The sequence below is a fragment of the Streptomyces sp. NBC_00568 genome (assembly GCF_026341855.1).
In the GTDB taxonomy this organism is placed as follows: domain Bacteria; phylum Actinomycetota; class Actinomycetes; order Streptomycetales; family Streptomycetaceae; genus Streptomyces.
The window spans coordinates 1,354,115-1,371,337 of sequence record NZ_JAPENW010000001.1; the positions used below are offsets into that span (position 1 = coordinate 1,354,115).

General features: G+C 72.3%; 11 protein-coding genes. 4 read left to right on the forward strand and 7 right to left on the reverse strand.

What is annotated here, in order from left to right; genetic code table 11:
• Positions 1 to 41: 41 nt before the first annotated feature.
• The gene (locus OOK38_RS05650; RefSeq protein WP_266763081.1) at positions 42 to 968 is read right to left on the reverse strand and encodes a proline dehydrogenase family protein; all 927 of its coding nucleotides are present in this window, start codon (positions 966 to 968) and stop codon (positions 42 to 44) included.
• 164 nt (positions 969 to 1,132) lie between these two features.
• Between OOK38_RS05650 and OOK38_RS05655 the strand changes: the two genes are divergently transcribed.
• A complete protein-coding gene (locus tag OOK38_RS05655; protein ID WP_266848176.1) occupies positions 1,133 to 2,509 on the forward strand; it encodes a CdaR family transcriptional regulator in 1,377 nt (458 codons plus the stop codon).
• A gap of 109 nt (positions 2,510 to 2,618) precedes the next feature.
• On the opposite strand, the gene OOK38_RS05660 is transcribed toward OOK38_RS05655, so the two are convergent.
• A complete protein-coding gene (locus tag OOK38_RS05660; RefSeq protein ID WP_266763077.1) occupies positions 2,619 to 4,046 on the reverse strand; it encodes a PLP-dependent aminotransferase family protein in 1,428 nt (475 codons plus the stop codon).
• Between the two features lie 500 nt (positions 4,047 to 4,546).
• Between OOK38_RS05660 and OOK38_RS05665 the strand changes: the two genes are divergently transcribed.
• Positions 4,547 to 5,632 carry an MFS transporter gene (locus OOK38_RS05665; RefSeq protein WP_266765865.1) on the forward strand — a complete coding sequence of 362 codons (1,086 nt, stop codon included), beginning with the start codon at positions 4,547 to 4,549 and terminating at the stop codon, positions 5,630 to 5,632.
• A 314-nt stretch (positions 5,633 to 5,946) separates the two neighbouring features.
• Here the strand turns inward: OOK38_RS05665 and OOK38_RS05670 are convergent, their stop codons facing one another.
• On the reverse strand, positions 5,947 to 6,531 hold the full coding sequence (locus OOK38_RS05670) for a TetR/AcrR family transcriptional regulator (protein ID WP_266763075.1): 585 nt from the start codon (positions 6,529 to 6,531) through the stop codon (positions 5,947 to 5,949).
• Positions 6,532 to 6,641: 110 nt separating this feature from the next.
• Between OOK38_RS05670 and OOK38_RS05675 the strand changes: the two genes are divergently transcribed.
• Both OOK38_RS05675 and OOK38_RS05680 read left to right on the forward strand, forming a co-directional pair.
• Positions 6,642 to 8,210 carry an MFS transporter gene (locus OOK38_RS05675; RefSeq protein ID WP_266763073.1) on the forward strand — a complete coding sequence of 523 codons (1,569 nt, stop codon included), beginning with the start codon at positions 6,642 to 6,644 and terminating at the stop codon, positions 8,208 to 8,210.
• Between the two features lie 373 nt (positions 8,211 to 8,583).
• The gene (locus tag OOK38_RS05680) at positions 8,584 to 11,568 is read left to right on the forward strand and encodes an AAA family ATPase (protein ID WP_266763071.1); all 2,985 of its coding nucleotides are present in this window, start codon (positions 8,584 to 8,586) and stop codon (positions 11,566 to 11,568) included.
• Between the two features lie 83 nt (positions 11,569 to 11,651).
• Here OOK38_RS05680 and serA read toward each other — a convergent pair whose 3' ends face one another.
• The 4 genes from serA to OOK38_RS05700 form a co-directional block, all read right to left on the reverse strand.
• On the reverse strand, positions 11,652 to 13,241 hold the full coding sequence (serA, locus tag OOK38_RS05685) for a phosphoglycerate dehydrogenase (RefSeq protein WP_266763069.1): 1,590 nt from the start codon (positions 13,239 to 13,241) through the stop codon (positions 11,652 to 11,654).
• Between the two features lie 310 nt (positions 13,242 to 13,551).
• Positions 13,552 to 14,553 carry a ketol-acid reductoisomerase gene (ilvC, locus tag OOK38_RS05690; protein WP_266763067.1) on the reverse strand — a complete coding sequence of 334 codons (1,002 nt, stop codon included), beginning with the start codon at positions 14,551 to 14,553 and terminating at the stop codon, positions 13,552 to 13,554.
• Between the two features lie 135 nt (positions 14,554 to 14,688).
• Entirely contained in the window at positions 14,689 to 15,216 is a 528-nt protein-coding gene (gene ilvN / locus OOK38_RS05695; RefSeq protein WP_266763065.1) for an acetolactate synthase small subunit, read from the reverse strand.
• Positions 15,217 to 15,236: 20 nt separating this feature from the next.
• Positions 15,237 to 17,093, reverse strand: a complete 1,857-nt coding sequence (locus tag OOK38_RS05700; protein ID WP_266763063.1) for an acetolactate synthase large subunit — start codon at positions 17,091 to 17,093, stop codon at positions 15,237 to 15,239.
• Between the last annotated feature and the right edge of the window lie 130 nt (positions 17,094 to 17,223).

Consider the following 17,223-nt stretch of genomic DNA (forward strand, 5'->3'; position numbering starts at 1 on the left):
CCCCGGACCCTCGGCCGAAGCCGCGGCACAGCCAAGTGGAATCAGCCACGTGTGATCATGCTTCGCAGGAAGAACACGAGGTTGGCCGGCTTCTCCGCCAGGCGGCGCATGAAGTAGCCGTACCAGTCGGTGCCGTACGCGGTGTAGACGCGCATGCGGTGGCCCTCGGCGGCGAGCCGCAGGTGCTCGTCGCTGCGGATGCCGTAGAGCATCTGGAACTCGTACTCGTCCAGTTTGCGCCCGGCCGTGCGGGCGAGCTCCTGCGCGATGGAGATGAGGCGCGGGTCGTGGGACCCGATCATCGGGTACCCCTCGCCCTCCATCAGGATCTTCAGGATGCGGACGTACGCCTTGTCGGTCTCGGCCTTCTGCTGGTACGCGACCTCGGCGGGCTCCTTGTAGGCGCCCTTCACCAGACGGACGCGGCTGCCGCTCCCGGCGAGGCGGCGGGCGTCGGCCTCGGTGCGGAACAGGTAGGCCTGGATCACACAGCCGGTCTGCGGGAAGTCCTTCCGCAGCTCCTCGTGGATGGCGAACATCGAGTCGAGGGTGGTGTGGTCCTCGGCGTCCAGCGTGACCGTGGTGCCGATGGCGGCGGCGGCCTCGACGACCGGGCGGACGTTGGCGAGGGCCAGCTCGTGACCGCCCTCCAGCGCCTGTCCGAACATCGACAGCTTGATCGACATCTCGGCCTTGGTGCCGAGGCCGAGCTCCTGGAGACGGCCGATCAGCTCCAGGTACGCGTCACGGGCGGCGTACGACTGCTCGGGGGTCGTGATGTCCTCGCCGACGACGTCCATCGTGACTTCCAGGCCCTTGCCCGTGAGGTCCTTGATGATCGGGACGACCTGGTCGACGGTCTCACCGGGGATGAACCGGTCGACGACCGGCTTGGTCACCGGGGCTGCCGAGATCAGACGGCGCATCTTGTCGCTGCGCGAGGCGGCGAGAATCACGGGACCCAGCACGGGGCACCTCCACAACGAAGCCAGTAGGAGGCCGAATCCCGACGATTCGGGTACGGCACGGAGAACCACCGTGAAACCTAAGGATCTCTCCGATCCTCGGCCATCGACAGCTGTCACGCATCCGTGCCCCGGATCTCAGACATATGTATGAAGGGCTCGCGGAAATGCGCGAGAATGCCCGGGTGAGCGGTGAATACAGAGGCGACTACCAAGAGCTGGTCGACGAGATCTCGGCGCTCCTCGGCGTCCCCGCGACGCTGGAGAACCGTGATTTCGAGCTGATCGCCTTCGGCGCGTACGACAGCGAGGGCGACCTCGATCCCTCCGCCCTCGACCCCGTGCGCACCCGCTCGATCCTCACCCGCCGCTCCACCACGGCGGTCCGCACCTGGTTCGAGGGCTTCGGCATCACCCGCGCCACCGGGCCCGTCCGTATCCCGCCGACCCCGGAAGCCGGCGTCTACCGAGGGCGGATCTGTCTCCCGGTGCGCCATCGGGGCATCGTCCTCGGCTATGTCTGGCTGCTGGACGACGACCCGGGTCCCACGGACGCCCAGCTGACCGCCGCCATGCAGGTGGCCTCCCGCATCGGCGCCCTGCTCGCGGACGAGGCCCAGGCCGGTGCGGATCTCACCCGCGAGCTGCGCGCCGTCCTGACCGCCGAGCGCGGCTGGCAGCGCGACATGGCGGTGGCCGAGCTGCGCACGGCACTCGGCCCGCGCGGCGACGGCCTGCACACGGTGGTGTGCGTGGCGCCGTGGCCCTCGGCCGACCCGGACGACTCCCCTTCCGCCCGTACGGTGCCGGGGGCGACCGCGCTGTGCACCATCCCGTGGGGCGCCACCGGCCAGAGCCTCGCCCTGCTGGTCCGGCTGCGTTCGCCGGACGTACTGACGCCCGCGCTGACGGCGGCCACCCGGTTTGTACGGGAGGCGGCGGGAGTCCGCGGCGAGGCCGGGGCCACCGGGTCCGGCCGTCCGGGCGGTCCAGCGGGACCGGCCCGGAGAGGCGGCGCTTCGGCGTCCGCGTCCCCCGGCGGCGCAGGTGCCTCAGGCATCTCCGGAGCCTCTGGCGGGACGGTGGCTGCCGCTTCCTCCCACGGCGCCCCGGGAGCCGCCTCCCCCGGCGGGACGGCGGCAGCCGGGATCGCCGGGGCCCGGGTGGGGCTCGGGGAACTGGGGGCCGCCTGGCACGAGGCGGCCGCCGCCGCGCGTGCGGTGCTGGCCGAACCCCGGCTCGGCCCGGTCGCCGAGTGGGGGGCCATCGGCCCCTTCCGGCTGCTCACAGCGCTCCCTCGGGAGGTCGCCCACGACCCTGTCGTACGCGACCTGTTGGCACCGGCACACCGCGAACTCGCGCGCACCGCCGAGGTGTTCCTCGACCGGGCGGGCCAGGCCGGCCGCACGGCGGCCGAGTTGGGCATCCACCGACAGACGCTCTATTACCGCCTGTCCCGCGTGGAACAGCTCACCGGCCTCGACCTGGACGACGGCGAGGACCGGCTCCTGCTTCACATGGCGCTGAAGGGGGCGCGGCTCTAGCTCTGGCGCGGCTCTAGCTCTCGGGGTCCCTCGATCTCCGGACCGGCTCGGGCCCGTCCCCTGCCCCATCCTCAGGACCGGCCGGGCAGGCTCGCGTCCGGCGTCGGCCTCACGGCCGGCTCGACGGCCTCGCGTCCGGTGTCAGCAGATCGCCGACCGCCGCCACCCCCTCGGCGATCGCCCGCTCCCCCACGTCGCCGAAGCCGAGGACCAGTTGGGCCGGCGTCGACGCGTGACCGGAGCGGCAGGAGCTCATGCCGTACAGGCCGACGGAGCGTTCCCGGGCCGCGGCGACGACGAACCGCTCGTCGGCCGCCGCCGCCAGGTGCAGGACCGCGTGGAACCCGGCGGCCAGTCCGGTGAGCCGGACCTCCGGAGCGTGCGTGGCGAGCGCGGTGACCAGGGCCGTGCGCCGGGCGGCGTATACGGTGCGCATCCGGCGCAGGTGGCGGTCGTAGCGGCCGGACTCGATCAGCTTCGCGAGGGCGAGCTGGTCGAGGGTCGGGGAGCCGCGGTCGGTGAACCGCTTGGCCTCCGTGACCGGGACGGCGAGCGCGGGCGGGCAGAGCAGCCAGCCGATGCGCAGCGCCGGGGCGAGCGACTTGCTGACGGTGCCGATCGAGACCACCCGGTCCGCGGCCAGCCCCTGGAGCGCGCCCACCGGCTCCCGGTCGTAGCGGAACTCGGCGTCGTAGTCGTCCTCGATGACGTACGCGTCCCGCCGCATCGCCCACTCGATGAGGGCGAGCCGGCGCGCGGGGGCGAGGACGACCCCGGTGGGCCACTGGTGCGCCGGGGTGACGATGACGGCGCGGGCTGCGGTCGCGTCGAGGGCCCGTACGTCGACGCCGTCCTCGTCGACCGGCACGGGCACGGCCGTCAGTCCCGCGGCACCGGCGGCGGCCGACGCGGTGGCGGGGCCGCCGGGATCCTCGTACGCCACCACACGCACACCGGCGAGCGCCAGGCTGCGCAGCGTCAGCCCGAGCCCCTGCGCGTAGCCGGAGCAGACGACGATCCGCTCGGGGTCGGCCGCGGCCGCCCGCACCCGGCGCAGATATCCGGCCAGCACCTCGCGCAGCACCGAACTCCCGCGCGGGTCGCCGTAGTCCAGATCCGCCGTCGGCATGGCACGGCCCGCCTCGCGCGTCGCCCAGAGCCAGTCGGCGAGCGGGAAGCTTCCCAAGTCCGGTACGCCGTGCCGGAAGTCCGCGATCAGGCGTGCGGCGGCCGGGTCCGGGGAGACGGGCGCGGGCGGCACATGGGCTCCCGCCGCGACCCGCGTGGCGGAACCGACACGGGTCACCAGGTAGCCCTCCGCCTGGAGTTGGGCGTAGCAGTCCTGGACGAGGCCGCGCGACAGACCGAGCCCGCGGGCGAGTTCACGGGAGGACGGAAGACGTTCACCGGCGCCGAGGCGGCCGGTGCGGATCGCTTCGCGCACCTGCCGCTCCAGCTGGGCGCGCAGCTGCTCGCCGCTGTCCCGGTCGACGGACAGCAGCAGCTCGGGCGACAGACCGGCCCACTGCGGAGGCATGAAATTGGAGCTTACCGACGGTCCGGTCGAAATCTAACGTCGTTCCCATGACGACTCCCCCGACGCCGCAGACGCCGCAGACGCCCCGGACAACTCCGACGACTCCGACGACTCCGAGCCCGACTGCGGGTCCGGCTGCGGGTGGGGCTCCGGGTCGGGGTCCGACTGAAGGTCCGGCTGCGGGAGGGGCTGCGCGTGGGACTGCGGGTCCGGCTCCCAGCCCGGCTGCGCGTGGGACTGCGGGTCCGGCTGCGGGTCCGGCTCCCAGCCCGGCTGCGGGTGGGACTGTGGGTGGGGCCGAGACGCCCTCACCGGCCCCGGCGCCCGCGCCCGCGCCGACCACTTCTGCCGCTCCTGCCACGCCCGCCATGCCCGCCATGCCCGGTCCGCCGGATCAGGTTTGCGTTCCGACGGCTCCGACGGCGGCGACTGCTCCGGCCTCCGGGTCCGCCGCCCGGCCGCCGCTGCTCACCCGGCCCCTGATGCTCCGCTTCGTGAGCATGATCGGCGCCTCGGTGAGCTTCTTCCTGCTGCTCTCGGTCGTCCCCGCCTACGCCACGGCGTCGGGCGCGGGCCCGGCCACCGGCGCCCTGATGCTGTCCACGGTCCTCGGCGAACTCGCCGCTCCCCGCTTCGTAGCGCGCTACGGATACCGCGTGGCACTGATCGCCGGCCTCTCCCTGCTCGGCGCACCCGCCCTCGTCCTCACCGTCTCGCACTCGCTGGCGTGGATCGTGCTGATCTGCCTGGTCCGCGGCCTCGGTTTCGCGCTCACGCTGGTGGCGGGCGGCGCGCTCACCGCATCGCTGATCCCGGCCGAACGGCGGGGTGAGGGTCTGGCGCTGGTGGGCGTGGTCTCCGGCGTACCGTCGCTGATCGCCCTGCCCCTGGGCGTGTGGCTGGCCGCGCACGTGGGCTGCACCCCGGTCGCCGTCGCCGCGGGCGTGGCCGCGCTGGCCGCCGTCGCGTCGGTGCCGGGTCTGCCCGACCGGGAGGCGACGTCGGAGAAGCCGGTGGGGATGGTGGCCGCCCTGCGGACCGGCGCCCTGGCCCGGCCCGCGATCGTCTTCGCGACCACCGCCCTGGCGACCGGGATCATCGTCACCTTCCTGCCGCTGGCGGTCCCCGCCGCCGCGTCCGGAGTCGTCGCGGTGGCCCTCTTCACGCAGCCCGCCGCGTCGACCGCGGCCCGTTGGGCGGCGGGCCGGTACGGCGACCGGCACGGACCGGCGCGGCTCGTGCTGCCGAGCCTGCTCCTGTCGGCCGGCGGCATGCTGATCACCGCGTTCACCGGGAGCCCGGTCGCCGTCGTGGCCGGGGTGGCCGTCTTCGGCGTCGGCTTCGGCATCGCCCAGAACGCGACCCTGACCCTGATGTACGCACGGGTCCCGGCCTCCGGCTACGGCACGGTCAGCGCGCTGTGGAATCTGGCGTACGACGGTGGCATGGGCGTCGGCGCGGTCGGCTTCGGCACCCTGGCCGGACCGGCGGGCTACGCGGCCGCCTTCGCCATCACGGGCGCGTTGATGCTGGTGGCGCTGGTCCCGGCCGTCCGCGACCTGCGCACCCCCGCGCCCAAGGGGTGACCGGCCGGTCCGCCGGGCGAACAACGATCGGGCCCACGACCACGGAGTGGCGGGCGACCACCGAGTGGCGCGCGGCCGGCGGACGGGCGTCCCGCGGTCGAGCGGACGGCTCACGGCTCACGGCTCACGGCTCACGGCTCACGGTCCCGCTCACGGCTCACGGCTCACGGCTCACGGCTCGGGCTGACGGCTCACGGACGAACGGCGGCCGGACGAGCAGCGGCGGCCGGACGGAAGACCACCGAGCGGAGGCCCCCCACGCCGGACGGAGGCCCGCCACGTCGGGCGGAGGCGCGCCGCGCGGCCGGCCGGGCTCACTTCGCCTCGCGCGCCCCGTCGATCACGCGGCGCAGCCCGTCGGTGAGTTCGTCCGCCGTGGACGCGCTCGCCGGGTCGAAGAGCCACTGCACCATCAGGCCGTTGAGCAGCGCCTGATAGAAGCCGCCGAGCGACTTCACCGTCGCGTCGTCGAGCGTCTCCTCGTCCTGCCCGGTGAACATCGCGACCAGCCCGGACCGTCCCTCGATCTGGGCCTTCGCCATCAGATCCCGCAGCTCCGGCACCCGGTCCCCCTGCGTCGCGATCTCCATGCTGGCCGCCCACAGGGGCCGGAAGTCCTCGAAGGACTCCAGCATCCGCGCCCACACGCTGTGGAAGCGCTCCACGGAGCCCCCGGGCTCGACCTCGCGCGCCGACGCCGGGGCGAACTTCTCGCCCCACTCCTGGATCAGCTCCACGAAGGCCTGCGTGAGCAGCGCGTCCTTCGACCCGTAGTGGTAGCCGATGGACGCCAGATTCGTCCCCGACTCCTTGACGATGTCGCGCGCCGTGGTGCGCACGAAGCCCTTCTCCAGCAGGCAGCGCTTGGCGCCTTCGAGCAGATCCTCACGGTGTCCCATGCCGGCCAGCGTACCCGGAATTCAGACAACCGTCCCATACGAACGTCAAGGACGGACGTATTAAACGCCCGTACTAGACAAGCGTTTAATACGTGCGTACAGTCCCTGCCATGACGAACCCGACGAGCACGACACCCTCCTCCGGCGCCTCCGGCGCCCTGGCCGGCCGCCGTGAATGGACCGCCCTCGGCGTGCTGATGCTTCCGCTGCTGCTGGTCTCGATGGACGTCTCGGTCCTCTACTTCGCGATCCCCTCGATCAGCGCGGACCTGGAGCCGAGCGGGACCCAGCAGCTGTGGATCTTCGACATCTACGCGTTCGTGCTCGCAGGTCTGCTGATGACGATGGGGTCGCTCGGTGACCGCATCGGGCGCCGCAAGCTGCTCCTGTTCGGCGCCGCCGCCTTCGGCACCGCCTCGGTGCTGGCCGCCTACGCGAACAGTGCCGAGATGCTGATCGCGGCCCGCGCGGTCCTCGGCATCGGCGGCGCGACCCTGATGCCGTCGACGATGGCGATCATCCGCACGATGTTCACCGACCCCGGCCAGCGTGCGAAGGCCATCGGCATGTGGTCCGGCGTCATGACCGGTGGTATCGCGCTCGGTTCGGTGATGAGCGGTGTCCTGGTCCAGTACTTCTGGTGGGGCTCGGTCTTCCTCGTCAACCTGCCCGCGATGGTGCTGCTGCTGGTCCTCGGCCCGATCCTGCTCCCCGAGTCCAGGAACCCGGAGCCCGGCCGCTTCGACCTGCTCAGCGTGCCGCTGTCCATGGCCGCCGTGCTGCCCGTGATCTACGGCATCAAGGAGATCCCGTCCGAGGGCTGGAAGACCGAGTACGTCGTCTCGGTCCTCGTCGGCCTGGTCTTCGCCGCCCTGTTCGTGCACCGTCAGCGCACCGCGAAGTCCCCGCTGATCTCCCCCGCCCTGTTCCGCGGCCGCGGCTTCGCGCCCGCCGTGGTGCTCAACCTGATCGCCTCGTTCGGCATGCTGGGGTCGGCGTACTTCACCACCCAGTACCTCCAGTCGGTGCTCGGCAAGAGCTCCATGGAGGCCGCCCTGTGGGCCCTGCTCCCCACGGTCCTGGTCGGAGTGGCCGCGCCGGTCTCCGCGCAGCTCGTGCAGAAGGGCGTGGACCGCGCCCATGTCGTCTCCGGCGGCTTCGTGACCGCCGCCTGCGGTTACGGCCTGCTGGCCCTCGCCGGCACCGACTCCCTGTGGCTCGTACTGGCCGGCGCGGGCGTCCTCGCCGCCGGAATCGTCACCGTGATGTCGCAGATGATGGACCTGGCACTCGGCACCGTCCCCGTCGGCAACGCGGGCTCGGCCTCCTCCCTGCTGGAGACCGGTGCAGAGTTCGGCGGCGCCCTCGGCATGGCCGTCCTGGGCTCCATCGGTACGGCGGTCTACCGCCAGGACATCCCGGCCGGTGTCCCCACCGCGGCCCACGAGACGCTGGGCGGCGCGCTCGCCGTGGCCGGACAGCTGCCGGGCGACGCGGGTCAGGCCCTGGCGCGGGCCGCACGGGAGGCATTCACCAACGGCATGCAGGCGGCGGCGGTCGCGGGCCTGGTCCTCCTGCTGGGCGCCGCGGCGCTCGCCACCGCCACCCTGCGCAAGGTGCCGGTGCGCGAGACCGAGGGGGCACCGGAAGCGGTGGCCCCCGAGCAGGCGACGGCCTGACACCCACCCGCCGGGCGGCCGACGCCCGAGCCCCCACCCGCCGGGCGGGCCGGACGACACCGGCCCGCCCGGCATCGGCACGCGCCGGAACTCCGGCCGCCAATCTCGGCACGCACGCACGCGGGGAGTACGGGTCCGCATTCCGGCCCGTCGGCCCGGCGGGCCTGGGTTCGCGCGCGGAGCGGGAGCGTTCCGGTCCGGCCCGCATCGGCGCGTGTGCGGCGCGCGGCACCGCTCGGCGTCCGAGCGTCCGCGCGTCGCTGTGCGTCAGGGTGCGTCGGGGCGTCGCGGGCGCGGACTTGACCGAGGGGCGAGTGCGGAGCCGGGTCCCCGGGAGGCCGGCGCCGGGGAGTTGTCGGCGGAGCGTGCCAGGATGGGTGTCGTGGCACAGACATTCGGTACGCCGTTCATCGGCCGGGGGGACGAACTCGCCCGGCTCACCGGCGTGCTGGAGCGGGCCAGGGACGGCGACCCCCGTGCCGTCCTGGTGGCCGGAGACGCCGGCGTCGGCAAGACCCGCACACTCACGGAAGCCGCGGCACACGCAGCCGCCGCCGGGATGACGGTCCTGACCGGCCACTGCGTGGACCTCGGCGACGTGGGCCTGCCGTACCTCCCGTTCACGGAGATCCTCGGCGCCCTGGCCGCCGACGACCGCTTCGCCCCGGCCCTCGCGGCCCACCCGGCGGTGCACCGGCTGACCGGCGGCGGATCGGGCACCGGCTCCGCACCGGACCCCGGCAGCCGCCTCCAGCTCTTCGAGGGCATCGCGGGTCTCCTCGCCGACCTGTCCGATGTCACGCCGCTCCTGCTGATCCTCGAAGACCTCCACTGGGCGGACCAGTCCTCCCGCGACCTGCTCCGCTTCCTGCTCAGCCGGGGTGTCCTCCAGCGGCCCGCGCCCGGCGGCCCGGCCCGCCGCCTGGCGGTCTTCGCCTCGTACCGCGCGGACGACCTGCACCGCCGCCACCCCCTGCGCCCCCTGCTCGCCGAGCTGATCCGGCTGCCCGCCGTCGACCGGCTGGAGCTGCGGCCGATGGCCGACGCCGACGTGGCCCGGCTCGTGCGCGCGCTGCGCACCGGCCCCGTCTCCGACACCACGGTCCGCCGCATCGTCGACCGCGCCGAGGGCAACGCCTTCTACGCCGAGGAGTTGCTCGCCGCGCTGCCCGGTGACGACGACCCCGTCTCCCCAGCCATGCCCAGCGGGCTGGCCGACGTCCTCCTCATCCGCATCGAGCAACTCTCCGAGACCGCCCAGCAGGTGCTGCGCACGGCGGCCGTCGCGGGGCGCCGCGTCGAGCACGAGCTGCTGCGTGACGCCGTACAACTGCCGCAGGACGAGCTGGAGTCGGCGCTGCGCGAGGCCGTCGGCCACCAGCTGCTGCTGCCCGGTGGCGACGCGACGTACTCGTTCCGGCACGCGCTCACCCGGGAGGCCGTGTACGCGGACCTGCTGCCCGGCGAGCGGGTCCGGCTGCACGGACTGTTCGCCAAACTCCTCGCCGGGCAAGCCCGTTCGGCGAAGAACGCGGCGGAGCGCGCCCATCACTCACGCGAGAGCCACGACCTGGCCGACGCGCTCGCCGCCTCCCTCGAAGCCGCCGACCACGCCCAGGGCGTCGGCGCGCCCGCCGAGGAGCTGCGCCATCTGGAGACCGCACTCGAACTGTGGCCCGCGGTGGACGCCGCCGCCCGCCCCGAGGGCGGCGGCACGGTCGCCCTCACCCTGCGCGCCTCGGCGGCCGCCGCACGCGCCGGCGAGTCCCATCGCGCGGTCCACCTCACCCGCGACGCGCTCGCCCGGGCCGGCTCGGACGCCGACTCCGAGCTCGCCGCCCGGGTGCGGTACACCCTCGCGGGCCATCTGATGCGGATCGACAGCCTGAAGGCCGCGTTCACGTACAGCAGCGAGGCGCTCGCGATGATCCCCGCCGAGCCGCCCTCGTACACCTGGGTGTGGGCGGCCGCGACCCATGTCATGGCCGCCCGCTATGTGGGGCGGGACGAGGACGCGGAGCGGGTCGCCCGGCAGGCGCTGGCCACCGCCGAGCGGCTCGGACTGGCCGACGCGCAGGCCGACCTGTCGATCTCCCTGGTCGGTATGGAAGCGCACAACCGGCGCACCCCGAAGGGCCGCGACCGGCTGAGCCGGGCCCGCGAACTGGCCCGCGGCGCGGGGAACCTCCCGGTGGAGATGCGGGCGCTGTTCAACCTGGCCATCGGGTGCTACGAATCCGGCGACCTGGACGAGTGCCTGACCTGGCTGGGCGACGGCCTCGGCCGTGCCCGCAGCGCCGGCCTCCTCTCCTCGCCGTACGCCCTGGAACTGCGTTACCTCCAGTCCCTGGTGCTCTACACGCTGGGCCGCTGGGACGAGTGCGCGCGAGCCGCCGCCGACGACGCCGAACTGCTCCCGTCGGCGGGCGGGTTCGCGACCGGCCCCGCCCTGTACGTCGCCCTGGCCCGCGGCGAGCACGACGCGGCCGTCACCGGGGCCCGCGCACTGCTCGACCGGCCGTTCGACTGGATGGCGACGCTCGTCGCGAGCATCGTGCTGACCGACGCGGCGGCGCTGCGCGGCGACGCCGAGGAGTCCGTACGGCGGCTGCACACCGCGACCGAGGCCCTCACGGACGTCTCGGGCACCGACCGGCCCCCCGTCGTGGTGCGGCTCGCCGCGCTCGCCCTGTCCGCGGTCGCGGACACGGCCGAGGAGTCCCGCCGGTCCGGCGACCCGGCGGGCGCCGACCGCTGGGCGGACACCGCGGCCGAACTGGTGGAGCTGGTCCGGGGCACGGCGGCCCAGAGCGGTGACACCACCGAGCAGGGGCCCGAGGGACTGGCCTGGCTCGCCCGCGCCGAGGCGGAAGGGCTGCGCGCCCGCACCGGTCCGGACGTCGCGGCCTGGGAGCGGGCCGTGACGGCGTTCGGCTACGGCGATCCGTACGAGCTGGCTCGCAGCAGAAGGCGGCTCGCGGAAGCGCTCCTCGCGGCCGGCCGCCGGGAGGAGGCCGCCGAACAGGCCCGCGCGGCCCGTGAGACCGCCCTGCGCCTCGGTGCGGTGCCGCTGCGCGAGGCCCTGGACGCGCTCGTCCGGCGCGGTCGCCTCGCCGAGTCACCCGCCGCCGGGGAGCGCATCGCCGCGCTCACCGCCCGGGAGAGCGATGTGCTGCGGCTGCTCGGCCGGGGGCGCACCAACCGCCAGATCGGCGAGGAGCTGTTCATCAGCGGCAAGACGGCGAGCGTCCACGTCTCGAACATCCTGGCCAAGCTGGGCGCGGCGAGCCGCACCGAGGCCGTGGCCATCGCCTACCGCGAGGGCCTGATCGAGCCGGAGACGACACCGTCCGCGTGAGGCGCCGCGGAACGCGCGAGGGCCGGGACACCCTCGGGTGTCCCGGCCCTGTGCTCACGTGACGGAAGCGTCGCGGGAGAACCTCAGACGAGGTTCACCGACCGCGCCGACGTCGCGCCGATCTCCTCGGAGAGCTCGGTGAGGACGCTCTGCGGCACCGTGTCGTCGACGGTGAGGACCGCGAGGGCCTCGCCGCCGACGGCCGCGCGGGCGACCTGCATGCCGGCGATGTTGATGCCGGACTCGCCGAGGATGCGGCCGACGGTGCCGACGACACCGGGACGGTCCTCGTAGCTCAGCACGACCATGTGGTCGGCGAGCGCGAGGTCCACGTCGTACTCACCGACGGCGACGATCTTCTGCAGGTGCTTCGGGCCGGCGAGCGTGCCGGAGACCGCGATCTCCTGGCCGTCGCTGAGCGTGCCGCGCACGGTGACCACGTTGCGGTGGTCGGGGGACTCCGAGCTCGTGGTCAGCCGGACCTCGACGCCGCGCTCCTGCGCGAACAGCGGGGCGTTGACGTACGACACGGTCTCGTCGACGACGTCCTCGAACACGCCCTTGAGCGCGGAGAGTTCGAGCACCTTGACGTCGTGCTGGGTGATCTCGCCGTACACCTCGACGTCGAGGCGGGCCGCGACCTCGCCCGCGAGGGCGGTGAAGATGCGGCCGAGCTTCTCGGCGAGCGGCAGACCGGGCTTGACGTCCTCGGCGATGACGCCGCCCTGGACGTTGACCGCGTCGGGGACGAGCTCACCGGCGAGGGCGAGACGCACCGAGCGGGCAACGGAGATGCCCGCCTTCTCCTGCGCCTCGTCCGTGGAGGCGCCGAGGTGCGGGGTGCAGACGACCTCGTCGAGCTCGAAGAGCGGGGAGTCCGTGCAGGGCTCCTTCGCGTACACGTCGAGGCCGGCGCCGGCGACGCGGCCCTCCTTGAGCGCCGCGTACAGCGCCTCCTCGTCGACGATCCCGCCGCGCGCGGCGTTGACGATGCGCACCGTCGGCTTGACCTTGTGCAGCGCCTCGTGACCGATGAGACCGAGAGTCTCGGGGGTCTTGGGCAGGTGCACGGTGATGAAGTCCGAGACCTCGAGCAGCTCGTCGAGGGTGAGGATCTTGACACCCATCTGCGCGGCCCGCGCGGGCTGGATGTACGGGTCGTAGGCGACGACCTTCATGCCGAACGCGGACATGCGCTGCGCGACGAGCGCGCCGATGCGGCCGAGGCCGACGACGCCGAGGGTCTTCTCGGCGAGCTCGACACCGGTGTACTTGCTGCGCTTCCACTCGCCGTTCTTCAGCGCCGTGTTGGCCTGCGGGATGTGGCGCGCGGTGGCGAGGAGGAGGCCGCAGGCCAGCTCGGCCGCGGTCACGATGTTGGAGGTGGGGGCGTTGACGACCATCACGCCGGCCTTGGTGGCGGCGGAGACGTCGACGTTGTCCAGGCCGACGCCGGCTCGTGCGACGACCTTCAGCTTCTTGGCGGCGGCGACGGCCTCGGCGTCGACCTTGGTGGCCGAGCGGATCAGAATGGCGTCGACGTCGGCGATGGCGGGCAGCAGCTCGGCGCGGTCGGCGCCGTTCGCGTGCCGGATCTCGAAGTCCGGGCCCAGGGCGTCTACGGTCGCGGGCGACAGCTCTTCAGCGATGAGTACGACAGGTTTCGAGCTCACGTGAGTCCTCACAAGTCCAATGCGGACGGCCGTCCCGACGGCCGCAGGCGGTGGAGGGTTTGTAGCGGCCCCGGGGCGTGCCTGCACTTCTTGGGGGGTCGCTTGAGCCGCGTGGAAGACGCACGACGCTGTGGGCCTGACGCGTTGTTGATGTGCAGCAGTGTAGTGGCGCCGCCGAGGTCGTCCTGCGCCTCCGCGGAAGGATCACCCGTCCGTGGCTGGACGGGATGTCCAACACCGTGTCCACGGGCGTTACCCGCGGTTCGACGAAGGGGCCGGAGCGTGCCGCCCCGGCCCCCCGTCGTACGGCTTACGCCTCGTCGTCGTTCACCCACGACATGAGCTTGCGCAGCTCCTTGCCGGTGGTCTCCAGGAGGTGGTTCTCGTCCTGGGTCTTGTACTCGTTGTACTTCTTCAGACCCGAGTGGTACTCGTCCATCCAGTTACGGGCGAAGGTGCCGTCCTGGATCTCGGCGAGGACCTGCTTCATCTCGGCCTTGGTGGCGTCCGTGATGATGCGCGGGCCGGTGATGTAGTCGCCCCACTCGGCGGTCTCGGAGACGGACCAGCGCATCTTCTCCAGGCCGCCCTCGTACATGAGGTCGACGATGAGCTTCAGCTCGTGCAGGCACTCGAAGTACGCGATCTCCGGCTGGTAGCCGGCCTCGGTCAGCGTCTCGAAACCGGCCTTGACCAGGGCGGCGGTGCCACCGCAGAGGACGGCCTGCTCACCGAACAGGTCGGTCTCGGTCTCCTCGGTGAAGGTCGTCTTGATGACGCCGGCGCGGGTGCCGCCGATGGCCTTGGCGTACGACAGGGTGAGGGCGAAGGCGTTGCCGGTCGCGTCCTGCTCGACGGCCGCGATGCAGGGGACGCCGCGACCCTCCTCGTACTGGCGGCGCACGAGGTGACCCGGGCCCTTGGGGGCGACCATGCAGACGTCGATGCCGGCCGGGGGCTTGATGAAGCCGTAGCGGATGTTCAGGCCGTGGCCGAAGAACAGCGCGTCGCCGTCGTTGAGGTTGTCCTTGATGGACTCCTCGTAGACCTGGGACTGGATGGGGTCCGGCACCAGGATCATGATGACGTCGGCCTCGGCCGCGGCCTCCGACGGCGTCACCACGCGCAGGCCCTGCTCCTCGGCCTTCGCCTTGGACTTGGAGCCCTCGTGCAGACCGACGCGGACGTCGACACCCGAGTCGCGCAGCGACAGCGCGTGGGCGTGGCCCTGGCTGCCGTAGCCGATGACCGCGACCTTGCGGCCCTGGATGATGGACAGGTCGGCGTCGTCGTCGTAGAACAGCTCGGCCACTGGGGTTCTCCTTGTTTTCCGGTATTTCCGGTGTTGCGTCCCACCGTACGGCGGGCGGGGGAAGGGAAGTTTTCGGGTCTCGGTATACGGGCGGACGGTGCTCGCCGCCCGCCCGTGTACCGGCGCTTTCCTGACTTAGGCCGACCGGTCCAGTGCGCGCAGCGACCGGTCCGTGATCGAACGTGCCCCGCGTCCGATCGCGATCGTGCCGGACTGGACGAGCTCCTTGATGCCGAACGGCTCCAGCATCTTGAGCATGGCCTCCAGCTTGTCGGCGCCGCCGGTGGCCTCGATGGTGACGGCCTCCGGGGAGACGTCGACCGTCTTGGCGCGGAACAGCTGGACGATCTCGACGATCTGGGAGCGCGTCTCGTTGTCGGCGCGCACCTTCACCAGAACGAGTTCCCGCTGAACGGCCGAACCGGGCTCCAGCTCGACGATCTTGAGGACGTTGACCAGCTTGTTGAGCTGCTTGGTGACCTGTTCGAGCGGGAGTGCCTCGATCACGTTCACCACGATGGTGATGCGGGAGATCTCGGGGTGCTCGGTGACACCGACGGCGAGGGAGTCGATGTTGAAGCCGCGCCGGGAGAACAGGGCGGTGATCCGGGCGAGGACACCGGGCTTGTTCTCGACGAGGACGGAGAGGGTGTGCTTGCTCATGGGTCTGACTCGGCTCTCTCTCAGTCGTCTTCGTTGTCGCCGAAGTCGGGGCGGACGTCCCGGGCGAACATGACCTCGTCGTTGGAGGTGCCGGCGGCGACCATCGGCCACACCATCGCGTCCTCGTGGACGATGAAGTCGACCACGACCGGACGGTCGTTGATCGAGTTCGCCTCCTCGATCACCTTGTCGAGGTCGTCCGGGGACTCGCAGCGGATGGCGTAGCAGCCCATGGCCTCCGACAGCTTGACGAAGTCGGGGACGCGGGTGCCGGCGCTCGGCTGCTTGCCGTCGGCGTCCGGACCGCTGTGCAGCACGGTGTTGGAGTAGCGCTGGTTGTAGAAGAGGGTCTGCCACTGGCGGACCATCCCGAGGGCGCCGTTGTTGATGATGGCGACCTTGATCGGGATGTTGTTCAGGGCGCAGGTGGTGAGTTCCTGATTGGTCATCTGGAAGCAGCCGTCGCCGTCGACCGCCCAGACCGTGCGGTCCGGCTGCCCCGCCTTGGCGCCCATCGCGGCCGGGACCGCGTAGCCCATCGTTCCGGCGCCGCCGGAGTTCAGCCAGGTCGAGGGCTGCTCGTACTGGATGTAGTGCGCGGCCCACATCTGGTGCTGGCCGACGCCCGCAGCGAAGATCGTGCCCTCCGGGGCGAGCTGCCCGATGCGCTCGATGACCTGCTGCGGCGACAGCGAGCCGTTGTCGGGCTGCTCGTAGCCGAGCGGGTACGTCTCGCGCCAGCGGTTGAGGTCGTTCCACCAGGCGGTGTAGTCGCCGGTGTTGCCCTCGCTGTGCTCCTTCTGCACCGCCTGGACCAGGTCGGCGATGACCTCGCGGGCGTCTCCGACGATCGGCACGTCGGCGGCTCGGTTCTTGCCGATCTCGGCCGGGTCGATGTCGGCGTGGACGATCTTGGCGAAGGGGGCGAAGCTGTCCAGCTTGCCGGTGACGCGGTCATCGAAGCGGGCTCCGAGGGCGACGATCAGGTCGGCCTTCTGCAGCGCGGTGACGGCGGTGACCGAACCGTGCATGCCCGGCATTCCCACGTGCAGCGGGTGGCTGTCGGGGAATGCGCCGAGCGCCATCAGGGTGGTGGTGACGGGCGCTCCGGTGAGTTCCGCGAGGACCTTCAGCTCGGCGGTGGCGCTCGCCTTGAGGACGCCGCCGCCGACGTACAGCACGGGCCGCTTGGCCTGGGTGAGCAGCTTGGCGGCCTCGCGGATCTGCTTGGCGTGCGGCTTGGTCACCGGGCGGTAGCCGGGCAGGTCCTGGGTGGGCGGCCACTGGAAGGTGGTCCGCGCCTGGAGGGCGTCCTTGGCGATGTCGACGAGGACCGGGCCGGGACGGCCGGTGGAGGCGATGTGGAAGGCTTCCGCGATCGTCCGCGGGATGTCCTCGGCCTTGGTGACCAGGAAGTTGTGCTTGGTGATCGGCATCGTGATGCCGACGATGTCCGCCTCCTGGAAGGCGTCCGTGCCGATCGCCTTGGACGCGACCTGCCCGGTGATCGCCACGAGCGGCACCGAGTCCATGTGCGCGTCGGCGATCGGCGTGACCAGGTTGGTCGCGCCGGGGCCGCTGGTCGCCATGCAGACGCCGACCTTGCCGGTGGCCTGGGCGTATCCGGTGGCCGCGTGGCCGGCGCCCTGCTCGTGCCGCACGAGCACGTGCCGCACACGGCGGGAGTCCATCAGCGGGTCGTACGCCGGAAGGATCGCACCGCCGGGGATACCGAATACCGTCTCGGCCCCGACCTCCTCGAGCGAGCGGATGAGGGACTGCGCACCCGTGACGTGCTCGGGGGCGGACTGGTGTCCTCCGGAACGGGGCCGCGGCTGCGGATGGTGGGCCCCGGTGGCCTGCTCGGTCATCGGCATTCTCTTCTCGATGCTGAGGGTTTTTGCGACTTTTGTGCGATGTACGACTGGTGCCTGTGCAACAAAAAACCCCTCGTGCCGTGAGGCAAGCGAGGGGAGCGCGCCGGGTGCGGTCGCTGGGTGTTCCGGA

Excerpts from the sequence above, each read along its gene's own strand:
- OOK38_RS05655 (WP_266848176.1), top strand. The coding sequence starts at position 1,133 with ATGCGCGAGAATGCCCGGGTGAGCGGTGAATACAGAGGCGACTACCAA.
- OOK38_RS05660 (WP_266763077.1), bottom strand. The coding sequence starts at position 4,046 with ATGCCTCCGCAGTGGGCCGGTCTGTCGCCCGAGCTGCTGCTGTCCGTC.
- OOK38_RS05665 (WP_266765865.1), top strand. The coding sequence starts at position 4,547 with ATGATCGGCGCCTCGGTGAGCTTCTTCCTGCTGCTCTCGGTCGTCCCC.
- OOK38_RS05670 (WP_266763075.1), bottom strand. The coding sequence starts at position 6,531 with ATGGGACACCGTGAGGATCTGCTCGAAGGCGCCAAGCGCTGCCTGCTG.
- OOK38_RS05675 (WP_266763073.1), top strand. The coding sequence starts at position 6,642 with ATGACGAACCCGACGAGCACGACACCCTCCTCCGGCGCCTCCGGCGCC.
- OOK38_RS05680 (WP_266763071.1), top strand. The coding sequence starts at position 8,584 with ATGGGTGTCGTGGCACAGACATTCGGTACGCCGTTCATCGGCCGGGGG.
- ilvN (WP_266763065.1), bottom strand. The coding sequence starts at position 15,216 with ATGAGCAAGCACACCCTCTCCGTCCTCGTCGAGAACAAGCCCGGTGTC.
- OOK38_RS05700 (WP_266763063.1), bottom strand. The coding sequence starts at position 17,093 with ATGCCGATGACCGAGCAGGCCACCGGGGCCCACCATCCGCAGCCGCGG.